This is a genomic window from Marivirga aurantiaca, from assembly GCF_016679925.1.
In the GTDB taxonomy this organism is placed as follows: Bacteria; Bacteroidota; Bacteroidia; order Cytophagales; family Cyclobacteriaceae; genus Marivirga; species Marivirga aurantiaca.
In genome coordinates, this window is sequence record NZ_JAEQBW010000013.1 from 43,325 (window position 1) to 59,336 (window position 16,012).

General features: G+C 34.8%; 9 protein-coding genes. 8 read left to right on the forward strand and 1 reads right to left on the reverse strand.

Annotated features, from left to right (window positions below; genetic code table 11):
* Positions 1 to 7: 7 nt before the first annotated feature.
* From asnB to JKA74_RS18380, 8 genes are read left to right on the forward strand one after another with little or no spacing between them, the layout of a single operon-like run.
* Positions 8 to 1,879, forward strand: a complete 1,872-nt coding sequence (gene asnB, locus JKA74_RS18345) for an asparagine synthase (glutamine-hydrolyzing) (RefSeq protein ID WP_201432697.1) — start codon at positions 8 to 10, stop codon at positions 1,877 to 1,879.
* The gene (locus JKA74_RS18350; protein ID WP_201432698.1) at positions 1,876 to 3,009 is read left to right on the forward strand and encodes a glycosyltransferase; all 1,134 of its coding nucleotides are present in this window, start codon (positions 1,876 to 1,878) and stop codon (positions 3,007 to 3,009) included. Before asnB ends, JKA74_RS18350 begins: the two co-directional genes overlap by 4 nt.
* Positions 3,002 to 4,309: a glycosyltransferase gene (locus JKA74_RS18355; RefSeq protein WP_201432699.1), complete on the forward strand. Its 1,308-nt coding sequence runs from the start codon at positions 3,002 to 3,004 to the stop codon at positions 4,307 to 4,309. The genes JKA74_RS18350 and JKA74_RS18355 overlap by 8 nt, the downstream gene beginning before the upstream one ends.
* Positions 4,306 to 5,367: a non-hydrolyzing UDP-N-acetylglucosamine 2-epimerase gene (gene wecB, locus JKA74_RS18360; protein ID WP_201432700.1), complete on the forward strand. Its 1,062-nt coding sequence runs from the start codon at positions 4,306 to 4,308 to the stop codon at positions 5,365 to 5,367. The genes JKA74_RS18355 and wecB overlap by 4 nt, the downstream gene beginning before the upstream one ends.
* 2 nt (positions 5,368 to 5,369) lie before the next feature.
* Positions 5,370 to 6,599 carry a glycosyltransferase family protein gene (locus tag JKA74_RS18365; protein ID WP_201432701.1) on the forward strand — a complete coding sequence of 410 codons (1,230 nt, stop codon included), beginning with the start codon at positions 5,370 to 5,372 and terminating at the stop codon, positions 6,597 to 6,599.
* Positions 6,596 to 7,588 (forward strand): SDR family NAD(P)-dependent oxidoreductase, encoded by a 993-nt coding sequence (locus JKA74_RS18370; protein ID WP_201432702.1) that lies wholly within the window; start codon positions 6,596 to 6,598, stop codon positions 7,586 to 7,588. The genes JKA74_RS18365 and JKA74_RS18370 overlap by 4 nt, the downstream gene beginning before the upstream one ends.
* 57 nt (positions 7,589 to 7,645) lie before the next feature.
* Entirely contained in the window at positions 7,646 to 8,428 is a 783-nt protein-coding gene (locus tag JKA74_RS18375; protein WP_236587934.1) for a glycosyltransferase family A protein, read from the forward strand.
* Between the two features lie 40 nt (positions 8,429 to 8,468).
* Entirely contained in the window at positions 8,469 to 14,123 is a 5,655-nt protein-coding gene (locus tag JKA74_RS18380; protein WP_201432704.1) for a PKD domain-containing protein, read from the forward strand.
* A gap of 566 nt (positions 14,124 to 14,689) precedes the next feature.
* Here the strand turns inward: JKA74_RS18380 and serS are convergent.
* Positions 14,690 to 15,964 carry a serine--tRNA ligase gene (gene serS, locus JKA74_RS18385; RefSeq protein WP_201432705.1) on the reverse strand — a complete coding sequence of 425 codons (1,275 nt, stop codon included), beginning with the start codon at positions 15,962 to 15,964 and terminating at the stop codon, positions 14,690 to 14,692.
* Positions 15,965 to 16,012: the final 48 nt, after the last annotated feature.

The window sequence follows — 16,012 nt, forward strand, 5'->3', positions numbered from 1 at the left end:
AGTATCTATGTGTGGAATATTAGGATATTTAACCAATGAAAAAGTCGGTAATGAATTTAAAAGTAATTTCAAAAAATCACTGGCTTTTTTAAAATATAGAGGTCCAGATTGTTCAAATAGACAATATCTTAGTTTTGAGAAAAATTTTATTGCATTTGGGCACACAAGGCTTAGCATTATTGATTTAAATACTAATTCAAATCAACCATTTAAAAGTTATTCAGGTAAGACATTGATTAGCTTTAATGGCGAGGTTTATAATTATAAAGAAATTAAATCTGAGTTAATTGCAAATGGAGTAGAATTTAAAACTAACTCTGATACTGAAGTTATTGTAAATGCTTACGAGTACTGGGGAATTGAAACTATGCTTCATAAAATAGATGGCATGTTTGCTTTTGGCATATTTGATTTTTCTAAAAACATTTTAATTATTGCACGTGACAGATTTGGTAAAAAACCTCTTTATTATCATCATTCCCCAAATCATTTTGTGTTTAGTTCTGATATAAGAAGTGTTAAAAACCTTCTTCCTCAATCACCAACGTTAAATACGTATGCTTTTGGTTATTATTTAGCTGAATTATCCACTCCAGAAGAGCAATCTATTTGGAATGAAATTCATAAGCTAAAGCCTGGAAACTATGCAACTATTAGGTTGAATAATAACTATTCATTTGTTTCAAAATCATTTTGGAATCTTAATTTCTCATCTGATTGTAAATTAACCTTTGACGAAATAGCAGAAAATACTAACTCTTTATTAAATACAGCGATAAAGAAACGTTTGGTAGCTGATGTAAGAGTTTCCGCCTTATTAAGTGGCGGACTTGACTCAAGTCTTGTAGTAGCTAAAATGGCTGAAAACTCTCCCCAAAAGATTAATACCTATTCGGTTATTAACTCAAGTCAGGAATTTGATGAATCTAAATACTCTGATTTAGTTGCTCGTCAATTTGGCACAAATCATACGAGATTAGAAATTAATTCAACCTCATTAGATGGTATTAAAGATTTAATATACGAATATGGTGAGCCATTTGCAGATAGTTCAATGATTCCAAGTTACCTAATTAGCAAAGAGGTGAGTCGAACTGAAAAAGTTGTTTTAGGTGGTGATGGAGGGGATGAATTTTTTGGAGGCTATGATTCTTACTATAAAGCCTATAAATTAAATTCAATAAAAAAAATTAAATGGCTCGGAGCTGGTGCAGATTTTATTAAGAACACTTTCCCTGGGTATAGAACCAATTTATTAGCTGAATTAATATCAAAAGCTAATAATCCTAAACATGAATTATTGAATAGAGGTTTTTCATTTAATGAGTTCGAGATTAATCAACTAACAAACGATCCGATAGCTTGCCAAGCACAGAAAAATGAACATAAGCGAATTGTGGAAGATCTCAGCTTGATCAATGTACCCGAACTTACTCTCGTGATGAATTCATCTTTGCATACCAGATTATTAAATGATTATCTGGTTAAAGTTGATAGAGCTTCTATGTATGCCTCATTAGAAATGCGTTCACCATTTCTCGATAAAGATTTAGCTTTATTTGCAAGTACTTTAACTCCTAAACAAATCTATAAAAGTGGCGAACCAAAAGCCATTTTAAAAGCTATAGCGGCTAAGTATTTCGATCATGATTTTATCTACAGAAAAAAAATGGGTTTTAGTATTCCGATTGGAGATTGGTTTAAAAATGAAATGAATAAAGAACTTAGAGAAAAGCTTTTAACACCTAACCCATTAATTAAATTGAACTTGAATTTTATTGAAAGATTAATTATAGAGCATGAGTCTGGTAAAGCAAATCATGTCAATAAATTATGGGCATTGTTTGTGTTTAATATCTGGGCTCAAAAACAAAAATGAAAATTTTATTCTTGATTGATCCAAACTCAATCCATGATATCAAATGGGTTAAGTATTTTTCATTGCAAAGTACTTATAAATGCTATTTCATATGTAGAGAACACCATTATTCCATGCAAATTGTTGAAGAAATCAATGAAAATTTTGGCATTATTTTTCTAGGGAATGTTAAATATTTCTCCATTTCTAAGCCATTAAACACCATTAAACAATCCCTTTTCATAAAAAATTTAATTAAAAAATACAACATTGATTTATTTCACATTCAATATGCTGAACCAAATGCATTATGGACACTATTAAAACCAATAATAAAGGTTCCTATAATAATAACATGTAGAGGAACAGATGTATTAAAAACAATACCTGAACACTTTGCTAAAAAGGATTTGTTAAATCAAATTGTGAAGTGCCTTTATAAATTAGCCTTTATTAAATCAGACTGGATTACGGTAACCTCTCAGAGGCAAATGGAATCGATTAAGAAATTCTCAGGCAGACAGAAAAATATTTCTATTATTAGAACGGGTGTAGCAATAGATGAAATAAAAAAAGATAATTCCCAATTTTTCAGAAAAGAGATAACTAAATCTTTTATACTATTTCCTAGATATATAAAACCTTTGTACAATCATGAATTTTGTTTAAAAGCAGTAGAAAAGTTGCCAAAACGCATAAAAGATGGATATCAAATGGTTTTTATAGGTAAAGATTCTGGAGATATATCTTATCAAAGATCACTTATTGAAATGATGAGTCTCTCTAAGAGCGTTGAATATATTTTTCTACCTAAGTTACAACAAAAAGAAATATCAGAACTATACAAAAGAGCAAGTTTAATTGTTATGACTCCGCTTTCGGATGGAAGTCCCGTTTCTGCAATGGAAGCATTAATATTAAATAAAAATGTAATATTAGGTCCATTAGAATATGACAAAGATATATTTGATAATCCACTAATTCATAAAATGAATTCATGGCATATAGATGAGTTAATAGATAAAATAGAGAGATGTCTTTTTATTAAAAATAAAGTAAAGTTAGACGAAAGGATTACTTCACTATTAGATAGCTCAAAAAACATGAGAAAATTAGAATATATATATTATAGGTTAAAGGCAAGTGAATAATATTATTAAGTTAGCCTTAATAGCCCACGATTTCCCACCATATAATGTTGGAGGTAGCCAAAGACCATATCTTATGGCCAAAGCTCTGGCTGAAGAAGGAATAGAAGTCTTTGTATTTACCTTAAAAGAAGAATATTATAATAAGACTAGGCTTAATTTCGAATATAACTTTAATCAATATTCAAACATACATATAATTAGAACAGATATTGATAAAAAGTCAATCTTTAATAATAGTTCTCATTACTTTAGTTTAGTTGATGATATAGCATCAAGATGGAAAAAGCATCTAATAATCAAAATAAAAGAAAATTCTAAATCAGTTCCTTTTGACTTATTACTTTTCACATGTCCACCTTTTAGTCTTGCGAAGCATGCTGTTTCAGTTTCTAAGGAAACTGAAATTCCTTTTGCTTTAGATTTAAGAGATGCCTGGAGTCAATGGATTATGACACCATATGCCAGTTATTTGCATTATAAAATTCTAATAATAACAGAAAAAAAAGTAATTGAAAAAGCTGCTTTCGTAAGTTCAACTAGCCAGCAACAGATCAAAGACTTTAAAGAAGTCCATAAAACTAACTTTAATAATAAATTTATTTATGCTCCCAATGGCTTTATTGATTTTGTTGATCAATCGAAGGAGGATGACTCTTTAAAGGTTAAAATTATTTATACAGGTAGTTTCTATTTTAATCCTTATTCTCAAGCCTTACAAACTAAGAAGTGGTATCAAAAAAAATGGTACCAAATTTTGCAGTATTTACCAAGACTAGAAGATTGGTCGTATCGCTCTCCTTTATATTTTTTCAAAACCTTAGAACTACTAATATCCAAATATCCAAAGCTTGCGTCAAACATAGAAGTAGTTTTTGCAGGTCAAAAACCTGATTGGTTTGAAAGAATGGTTGCAGACCATAATTTACAAAAACATGTAAACCATTTAGGTTTTATAAACAAAAAAGAAGTGCAATTATTACTTAAGGATGCTAATTATTTATTAATTACTTCAAGTAAGATTCCAAATGGAAAAGAATATTCTGTTGCAGGTAAAACATTTGAATATATTGCTTATCAAAAACCAATTTTAGCATTTGTGAATGAAGGGGAGCAAAAAGAAGTTCTAAAAAAGACTCAAATAGCTCATATTTTTAATCCAGATGAAATAGTAGAAAATGTAGTAAGGTTAAAATCTATAATGGAAAATGAAATTAACTTAGATATTAATCACGAAACTTGTAATCAATTCAAAATACCCAATAACTTTTCTCAGCTAATTGCTAAACTAAAGAATTTATGATTTTTCACATTGTGGGTACACGACCCAATTTTATGAAGCTCGCACCTCTTCATGCTGAATTAAGAAGTAGAAAATTTGATCAAAAAATTATTCATACAGGACAACATTATGATGATAAAATGTATGAAGTATTTTTCAAACAACTTGAAATACCAACCCCAGATTTTAATTTAGGAGTAGGTTCATTATCCCATGCTCATCAAACAGCTGAGATGATGATTCGTATTGAAGAAGTTTTCAATCGTGAGCGTCCAGACTTATTGATTGTATATGGTGACGTTAATTCTACCATGGCGGGAGCACTAGTTGCTAGCAAAATGGGAATTAAAATTGCCCATGTTGAGGCTGGTTTACGGTCATTTGATCGCAGGATGCCGGAGGAAATCAACCGATTGGTAACAGACAGTATCTCTGACATATATTTCACTCCTTCAATAGATGCTAATGAAAATCTTTTGAAAGAGGGAGTTGACCATTCGAAAATTAAATTGGTTGGAAATATAATGATTGACTCTTTAGTGAAATGTATGCCAACAATTGATGCTTCTAAAAAGATTATTGATTTGGAGAAATACATTCTTTGTACTGTTCATCGCCCATCGAATGTTGACAATGATGAAAAACTGCTTGCATTGATCAATTCTTTAGAGTCTATCAGCAGAAAAACAGGCGTTGTTTTCCCAGTTCATCCCAGAACTAAAAAACGACTGGAACTTATAGGCTATAACATTAATAAAAATAAAAATTTACATTTTATCGAGCCAGTTGGTTATTTTGAATTTATTAAGTTGCAAAAGAATGCAATTGCTGTTATAACAGATTCAGGCGGCATTCAAGAAGAAACTACTTTTTTAGGAATCCCTTGCTTAACCCTTAGAGAAAATACTGAAAGACCAATTACTATCTCACAAGGAACAAATATGCTAATTGGTTTTGATTACGAGCTATTAAAAAATGAAATTGAAAGAATATTAGTATCTGAAAATATTGACTCAAAAGTTCCGGAATTTTGGGATGGTAATACCGCAGAAAGAATTGTTAAAGAATTGATTAACTAATAATGAAACAAAAAAAACTAGGTATATTTCTTTATAATAGATTATTTGATGCACTCATCCAGTCCAACTTTTGGTTGTACATTCAAGATTATTTAGATCAAAATCAATCAGAGGAGTTTAAGATTTATTTGATCACTTATGAAGATAAAAGATTTCCACTGACTAAAGAGCAAAAACAAAAAGTAAAAAATTGGGAAAAACAAGGTCTTATTTGGACTCCTTTAAACTGGAATCCTGGCATTGGTAAACTTGCCAAAATCAAAGATATTGTCACGGGTTTTTTTGCTACTTATAGAATAAAATTAAAAGGGTGTAATCACTTCATATCTTTGGGCTCCGTGTCTGGTTCTTATTTATATTTATACCATACATTATTAAGATTTAAGTTTTTTTTATATCAATTTGAACCACATAGTGAATATGCAATAGATAATAAAATGTGGCCAAAAAACAGCCCCCAGTATAAAATATCTCATTATTTAGAAAGAAAAGCTGCAAATAATGCCAAGGTCATTGCATCCGGTACAAAATTCATGCATGAGCGATTAAAACATGAATGGAAGGTAAAGGCAAGTTTCTTTAAAATTCCTACAGTAACTAATGACTCCAAATTTAAATTTTCTGAGGAAAATAGAAAGAAGATGAGGAACAAGCTTGGACTAAGTGAAGAAATAAAAGTTTTATTTTATCCAGGTAAATTCGGGGATTTATATTATCGAGCTGAAACAGCATGGATGTTTAAATGGGTATTGGAAGAGGATGACAATTTTCACTTCTTAATTGTAACCCCTCATCAAGATGAGGAAGTGATTGCTTTATTTGATGAAGCAGGTGTACCAAAAGATAAATACACCATTGCCCATAGCGATTATTCCGAAATTCACCATTACTTCGCAGCGGCTGATTTTGCAGTAATTGCGGTTCCTCCAGGTCCTTCAAAAAAATTTATATCTAATATAAAAGTAGGTGAATATTTAACAGCTGGACTACCTTTTCTAATAACAGAAGGAATTTCTGAGGATTATATTTATGCAAAAGAAAAAAATGTTGGGGTAGTGGTAAAAGATTTTGAAGAAGAATACATTAAAAGAGCTGTCCCTGAAATTAACAACTATTTATCTAGTGATAGAAAGATGTTAAGAAAGCATTGCCGCGAAATAGGACTAGATTACAGAGGCTTTAAAGGCTTGAACCAGGTTTTTAAAGCTGCCATAAACGCACTTCATTCATGAATAAATTAAGCTTTAAAAATAAAAACATAGTTGTATTGGGAGGAACGGGGTCGTTTGGAAAAGCATTTATCCATTATTTGCTAAAACATCATTCTGATCTCAACCAAATTTTGGTTGTTTCAAGGGATGAACAAAAGCAGTACGAATTTAAATCAGAACTGGGGGGATTAACTAACAAAATAACATTTTCCCTTGGTGATATTAGAGATAGGGAAAGGATGTTTGCCTTATTATCAAATGCAGATATGGTAGTTCATGCCGCAGCTATGAAGCATATGCCAATAGCCGAAGAAAACCCGCAAGAATGCTATAAAACTAATATAGTAGGAACACAAAATGTTATTGACTCTGCCATTGCCAATAAAGTTGAAAAGGTAGTGGCGCTCTCTACAGACAAAGCAGTATTGCCTATCAATGTATACGGAGCTTCAAAGTTATTTTTAGAGCGATTAGTTATTAATGCTAATATAAGCCAAAATAATACCGGAACTAAGTTGATGATTGTGAGGTATGCAAATGTTTTGGGATCAAGAGGAAGTGTGGTACCCTTTTTTCAAAAAGTTAAATCTAGTGGGACAATCCCTATTACGGATTTAAAAATGACCCGTTTTAGCATTACATTACAGGATAGTGTAGACTTGGTATTATATGCATTTGCAATGGGAACCGGGGGTGAAGTAATTGTGCCAAAAGCCCCATCCTATAAAATTACTGATGTAGCAAGTGCCATTGCACCTGATTGCCAAATAAATGAAATCGGCATAAGAAATGGAGAAAAGTTAAGTGAATTAATGCTCTCGAAACATGAGTCTTTAAATACATTAGAAAATGAAAAATATTTTATAGTATTACCACCGTTTAAAAGTCAGGAGGCTCATGTAAGTCATTTCAATGCAAGACCTCTGACTACAACATTTGAATATGACTCTGCAAATAATACAGATTGGCTAACTGTAGAAAGGCTAAAAGAACAAATAATGGATCTTTAGTTTTTTTTTGTTTTATTTATTATGCACTCAAAAGACTCCCCTTTAGTAAGTATCATTATGGCTGCGTATAATGCCAGTTTTTATATTTCGGAGGCCATAGATTCTGTCTTAAATCAAGAATACCCAAACTGGGAATTATTAATTGTGAATGATGGTTCAAAGGATAACACTAAAGAAATTATTAAAGGATTTAAGGACAGTAGAGTTAAATATTTTGAACAAAAGAATAAGGGGGTTAGTGCAGCGAGGAATGTAGGATTAAATAATATGAATGGTGATTTCTTCTGCTTTCTTGATTCGGATGATCTGTTTTCACCTCATAGTTTACTTAATAGGTTAAAAGTTTTTGATCAAGACGAGGAATTAGAGTTTGTAGATGGTATTGTTGAAGTATTTGAACATAAAACCTCTAAAACTATAAGAAAGTTTAGCCCTTCGTTTTACGGAAATCCTTTTAGTGAATTAATAGCTTTGAATGACTCTTGTTTTTTTGCTCCAACTTGGTTAGTTAAAGTAGTGAAAAATAAAAAGTATCATTTTAATGAGGAGTTATCCCATTGCGAAGACATCTTATTTTATTTAACAATAAGTAAAGATGGAGGTAAATATAGCTTTTCAAATTCAATTTCATATTTATACAGAGAAGGTAATGTCTCTGCTATGTCAAATTTAAAAAAACTAGAGTTGGGTTACTTTACCCTTCTAAAGGAAATTAAAGAATGGTCATTTGTTTCAAAAATTGAAAAAATAAATCTTAGAAAGAAAGTGAAAATGATTATGACCAAATCATACCTTTCTCGTTTTCAAGTATTAAATGCGATTCAAGTTTACTTTAAATAATTCGTTGACTATAAAATCATTTTTGTTCATTATTATTTATTTGATAATTGAATCAAAAATTTATGCCCAAGTTAACGCAAATTTTGATGTAGGTCTTAGTTTTTGTTTGGGTGAAAATATTCAATTAACTAATACTTCAACTAATGCTGTATCATATAAATGGGATTTTTGTGTTGGAGATTTTGAAAATGACCCCGTAATCACTAATAATCTTAGTACAGCTATCCCTAATTCCTTCGGGTTAAAAGTTATTGAGGAGTCGGGGAACTTCTATGGTTTTGCCACTGTCAATACGGCCTCCACTGATGGATTATATCGCTATGATTTTGGTAATAGTTTAGATAATTCACCTTCTGTTTCTTTTTTAGGTGATTTTGGTGGAGTTATGATCGATCCTGAAGGAATTGACATCACTAAGGAAGGAACAGAATGGATTGGAATAATTGGATATGGAAATAATGGAGGAAATTTAACTAGGCTCGTTTGGAGTAACATTGAGAGCATACCAATTGCTACTAATTTAGGAAATTTTGGCTTTCCTGGAAGACTTAGAGATGTTAAGATTCTACTGCAAAACAATGAATATATTGTAGTTACCCCATATTATAATGGAAACACTTTAGTGAGAATAAACTTTGGTAATAGTTTGAAAAATAATCCCACTATCAGTGAGGTAACCCAAAGTACTGCATTAACTGATGTAAATCTCCCAATAGGTCTAGAGATTGTAAAAAAGGATGGAAGTTGGACCGCGATTCTTGGCTCTCAAAATTCGAAGACAATTTCCTTATTTGATTTAGGAAATGATATTTTATCCGCTCCTAATTTCATAAAAAGTCAAGCTTTTGGCTCATTCAACAATTTATCAAAACTAAAAGTCATCCAAGAGGGGGCTAATTTTTATGGCTTGATTACAACGGCAAATGGCCCATTACGACTAGTAGACATGAAGTCAATGGAAGCCACTGACACGTTTGCGGAAATTCCGAAAACTAGTTCACCAACTTTAGAGGGGATTGATGTTGTAAAAGTTCAGAGCAGCCATTATGTTTTTGGAACACGCTTAAACTTGAGCCGCTTAATCTTTGAGCGAGACTGTCCTTCTTCTATAGACTTTTCAATAGATGAGAATCCAAATGTTTCTTATTCACAATCAGGCACATATGTTATCCATCTCACTGCCTTTGATGAAAATAGCCTTAACGATTTCATTACCAAGGAAGTAACTGTAACAGATAATCTTGCCCCTGAAGGCAACCTAATTTTAGCCGAGGCCTATTGCATTACAGATATAATTGCATATTCTTTTACTACAGAAGATGCCATAGCGGATTATGAATGGGATTATGATGATGGTAATAGTAGCACAGACATAAGCCCTACTCATCAATATGCCACAGCAGGTGAATATACAGTATCACTTACTGTTACTTCTCCCGAAGGCTGCAGCAATCTTTTTACCCAAGCCATCACCATTTACGAAGAAGCTGTTCCTGACTTTAGCACGGCCGAAACCACCTATTGTAGTTTTGAAGTAATCAGCTTTGAAAATTCAACTCCCGGAGACTATGGCGAAAACATCAGCTACGCCTGGGACTTTAATGGAGAAGGGGCTTCTATAGAGCTCGCTCCTACTTTTACTTTTGAGAGCAGTGGAGAAAAGACCATACGACTCACGGCCAATGTATTGGGTTGTGAGACTTTTATTGAAAAAACCATTACCCTTATTGATGGGCCACAGGTGGATTTTGAAATTGGTCCAATCTGCTTGGGCGAAACAGTCACTTTTACTAACCAAAGCACAGGGGGCGATATCACCGGTTATAGCTGGGACTTAGGCAACGGGGAAACAAGCATAGATGAAAATGCAACAGCTACTTACGTAGCATCTGGCGGCTATACTATCAGCTTAACCGTTACTAATGCCAGTGGCTGTGAAAATACATTGGAAAAGGAAATCACGATTTATGAACAAATCATTAATGACATCGTTGTAAGCGAAGCCATTGAAAATGTGCCTTTTAATTCAACAGTAGAATTGATAACTGAACAGCCTTACAGTATCACAGATTATGATTGGGAAATCAATGGTCAAATAAGTACAGATGCTTCCCCGGTATGGACCCTCCCATTTGGAACGTATGAGCTCAATCTAAATCTAACAGTGGATGCAGGATGTATCTTTACTCTCCAAAAGGAAGTAGTGGTAGCGACTTCCGAATTCCCTACTCCTGATTTTGCATTTGAAGACAATTTATGTTTAACCGAGACAATTCAGCTAAGCAATACTTCGATAAATGCTGTTTCCTATGAGTGGGATTTTTGCATTGGTGATTTTGAAACGAGTCCTGTCATCTCCAATAATTTAAGCACAGCGATATCAAATTCTTTTGGACTAAAGATTATTCAAGAAGGCAATAGTTATTATGGTTTTGCTACCGTAAACACAACAGATGTAAAAGGGATATATCGATATGACTTTGGCACAAGTTTAGATAACGCTCCAACTATTACTTTTTTGGGAGATATTGGTGGAGTAGTAGTTGACCCAGAAGGCTTGGATATTATGAAAGAGGGTAGTGAATGGATAGGGATTATTGGATATAGAAACAATGGGGGAAAGATAACAAGGGTAGTCTGGGAAGACCTAGAGAGTTCACCAACAGCATCAGAAATTGGTAATTTTGGTTTTGCTGGTAGATTTAGAGATGTACAGATAGTAAAACAAGGAGGGAATTACATTGTGGTGACCCCGTACTATAATACCAGTACGTTGGTTCGAATTGATTTTGGAACTAGTTTAAAAAATAATCCAACCATTGGTGATCTCAGTCAGAGTGCTGCTTTATCTAATGTGGAATTCCCTATTGGAATGAGTTTAATGAAGAATGGAATGGATTGGCTATTGGTTTTAGGGTCAATAAATACAAAAACCATTTCTGTTTTTGACTTAGGGATTGATATTTTTTCTGAACCTACACATATTAAGAGTGAAACATTTGCATCATTTAATAATCTATCAAAACTAAAAGTAATTCAGGAAAGTAAAAGTTTTTATGGCTTGATTACAACGGCCAATGGCTCATTGCGACTGGTAGATATGAAGTCAATGGAAGCCACTGACACGTTTGAGGAAATTCTACTAACAAGTGCACCAACTTTAGAGGGAATTGATGTTGTAAAAGTTCAGAGCAGCCATTATGTTTTGGGAACACGCTTAAACTTGAGCCGCTTGATTTTTGAAAAAGACTGCCCGTCTTCTATTGACTACTCTACAGCAAATAACCCCACCATTTCCTACACGCAAGCGGGTACTATCCCCATCACCCTAACAGCCTATCACCCCAATGGAAATTCGGCTTCTATCACTAAAGAAATCACAGTCACCAACAATCAAGCTCCTGATATCAGTTTTTCAATTGAGGAGAATGTATGTATCGGTAATCCAATTGCTTTCACATCAGCTTCAGACGCTACTATAACAGCCTATGATTGGGATTTTGGAGATGGTGAACAAAGTTCGGAGGAAACCCCTAATCATACCTATGCCAGTGCCGGTACATATGCAGTGAAATTAAGGGTACAAGATGCAGAGGGTTGTCAAAATATCTTTACAGATTCCATCAATGTTTATGCTGAGCCAATCCCTGATTTTCAGACCAGTGCACAGGGCAGTATCTGTTCCCAAAAGCCTGTGTTTTTTGAAAATCTCACTGATTTACCCACAGACGCCACTTTCCTGTGGGAGTTTGGTGATGGAAACAGCTCTACAGAAGAAAATCCGGAGCATATTTATGAAACGGCCAATGATTATACTGTCAGCCTGCAAATTACAATGGCTGGCTGCATGGTAGAAAAACAAAACACTATTTCAGTAAACCCCGGACCAGCCCTCGGCTTTACCACTATTGATAACTGCTTAGGGCAATCCATTACCTTTAACAATACCAGCCAGGGAGATTTTATTACAGCTTACCATTGGGATTTTGGTGATGGCACCACCTCCACTCAGGAAAACCCGGTTTACAGTTTTGAAGCTATAGGCACACACAATATTTCCTTAACCGCTTTCACCAGCAACGGATGCGACTATACCTTTGAACAAATGGTAGAAGTTTACCCGGTAGCAGTGGTCGATTTTGAAACTGAAGCGGCTTGTGCCACTCAGCCTGTACAATTTAACGAACAGGTATTCCTGGAAGTCTCCAACATTACAGACTTCCTATGGGACTTCGGGATTCCGGGGAGAAATGATGACCTCTCAACCCTGGCCAATCCACAATTTACATTTCCTGAGCCCGGAACTTACAATGTGAACTTACAGGTAACTACTGCTGATGGATGTGTGAGTGAAGGACAAAAAATAATTACCGTGCAGCCTATTCCGCAGCCAGGCTTTAGTTATGAAGCTAAGTGCGTGGGGAACACCATCCTTTTTGAGAGCAATACCAGCAATAATATCAGCTCGCACTATTGGGAATTGCAAAACAATGCTGGAGAGGTGTTACAGGTAGGCCTCGCTTCTGATTTTTCTTATCAGTTTCTTACAGCGGGAGATTATAGTTTAAAATACAGGCAGCAAAATCAGCAACTCTGCAGTAACGAATATGAGGAAACCATCAGCATACTGCCCCGTCCCGAACCTTCTTTCGCTTTCGGTCAGGCATGTAAAGGTCTTCCTGTCACATTTGAAAACACAAGCTCCCTTTTTGGTAATAATGTAGCACAATACAATTGGAAGATGGGTAATATAGCTACTCTCAATGAAGAAAATCCTACATTTACATTTGAAGAAACAGGTAATTATGAGGTAATGCTTGAAGTAATTACCAGCTCCGGCTGCATGGAAAGCACTACCCAAACCATTACCGTAAATCCTTTACCTGATGTCAGTTTCGATATTCCCCAGGAAATAGGAGCTTATCCATTTCCATTGAACATTGAGGTAGACGAGGAAGTGGAATTCTCTTATGAATGGACAATTAATGGGGCAATGGTATCAACAGAGACTATTTTACAAGATACCCTATCTGAACAAGGTAATTACATCATTGGGCTAAACGTCACCAATTCCTTTGGCTGTACAAGTTCAACTTTCAGACAGTTAAACGTCCGGGCGCCTGAATTGGATATTGCTTTGAGTAATTTAAGAATAGTTCCACAGGGGGATTTTACAAATTTTGTTATTACACTTTCCAATAAAGGCAGCCTGGTACCGGATTATATAGATTTGGATGTAGACCTGGGAAAATTTTCGGTGACAGAAAGAGTAGAGCGCATTATTTATCCTGGAAACACAGTTAATTACGCCTTGAGCTTGAGCTTGTCTGAAAGTCAGCTGAAAGGCCTCAACCGGATTTGCCTTAGTGCAAATGTAGTCAGCAGTGTATTTGTGGAAGAAAAGAAGAACAACAACAGAGCCTGTACCAACCTGGAAGATGCTTTCAAAGTATTGGATATCTACCCCAATCCTGCTAAAAGTATGGTTCAGATCCCCGTTATTTTACCGGAAAATGGGGATGTCTTCATCAGTATTGAGCAAAGTGATGGAAAGCAGAATGCTCAATTGGTCTATCCATTGGAATCCGGCTATAATGAGCTAAAACTGGAAAGAGGCAACTTAAAAGCCGGCATCTATTTCATCCGCATAAGGTACCAGGGCTATGAAATTGTGAAGAAAGTGGTGTTTAATTGAGAATCCCCCTTTCAGAAAAAAATGGGGAGAGTATAAGGAATCATCTAACCCACATTTGCAATGTGGTTGCCCCTACTGGTTATTGCGAGCATTCTATTCCATTTCAATGGAATTAATGTGAAGCAATCTGTTGGCAAGTAATTACAGCTGTTTTGCTTTCTAATTTTCGATAAAAAGAAATCCCTCCTTAATCAAAGGGTGAAATCTAAAAACCACCTCACACTGAACTTGATTCAGAATCTCCCAATTAGTAACCATTTACCAATCCTGTGTTTCGTGAGACACGAACCACGGCTGTGGATGTGTTCCTGAGACACAAATGCTTTTGATACAAAATTTAATGAGGACATTCGTTTTTCTTATAGTTGTATGTACGCTCGATTGTGGAGACACAATCGAGGGCGGAATCTTAACATCATAACAATACTCTTGTCATCCTGAACTTGATTCAGGATCTTAGCATTCCGACAGTATAAAAGATCATTTTCCAATCCCACGATGCCGGCTCAAGGCCTGCATGACAGTTAAATTGATGTTGGCTTTCGATTTACATTAAAAACTCTTCCTTAATCAATCCACTCAAAGCCGGCATATGGCCTCAATACCTCCGGAATGTGAATGCCTTTTTCCGTTTGGTTATTTTCCAAAATAGCAGCCAATATCCTTGGGAAAGCCAAAGCACTACCATTTAAAGTATGCAGCAAATGTTTTTTGTTATCAGCATCTTTATACCTCAATTTCAATCTGTTCGACTGATACGTTTCAAAGTTGGAAACAGAACTTACTTCCAACCACCTTTCCTGCGCAGCTGACCATACTTCCATATCATAAGTCATGGCAGAAGTAAAACCCATGTCACCACCACAAAGTCTTAACACACGATAAGGCAATTCTAACTTTTTTAATAGACCTTGCACATAAGTGCTCATTTCTTCCAACGCTTTATAAGAGTTGTCAGGATGATGAATCTGTACAATTTCCACTTTATCAAACTGATGTAATCTATTCAAGCCACGTACGTGTGCTCCCCAGGAACCTGCTTCCTTCCTGAAGCATGGTGTATAGGCAGCCAATTTTACAGGCAACTCCTGCTCATCCAAAATGACATCCCGGTAAATATTAGTTACAGGAACTTCAGCTGTAGGTATCAGATACAGATCAGTACTCTCATCGTGGTACATTTGGCCTTCCTTATCAGGTAATTGTCCTGTACCAATGCCCGAAGCTTCATTGATTAAAATAGGAGGTTGAATCTCCTTAAAACCTTGCTTTTCAGCTTCATCTAAAAAGAAATTTAACATAGCCCTTTGCAAACGAGCTCCCTTACCTTTATAAACAGGAAATCCGGCTCCTGAAATCTTTACCCCTAAATCAAAATCTATGATGTCATATTTCTTGATTAAATCCCAGTGTGGCGTATTTCCAGGGTGCAATACAGGTTTTTGCCCATGCTCAAGGATAAGCTCGTTATCATCTGCCCCTTTTCCCTCTTTTACATCTGCATGAGGGATATTAGGGATTTGATACAATGAATCCAGCAATAACTTTTCTTTCTGCTGTAACTCATCCTGCAACGCCTTACTCTGCTGCTTCAACTCGGAAGTCTTAAGTTTTACTTGCTCGGCCTCTTGTTTTTTACCTTGTTGCATTAAGGCCCCAATGCTTTTCGCTATTTGGTTGGACTCCGCCAAAACTGCATCTAATTGCGTTTGCAATTCTTTTCTATCATCATCCAGAGAAATCAGCTCATCGATTAACTTTTCAGGATTGGCTACGTTTCTTTTAACTAAGCCTTTAACAGCCTTATCTTTATCGGTACGGATTTGAGCAACTTGAAGCATATAAGTATTTATTTTTGGCAAAATAAAGGATTTTTGACTGTAAACGGA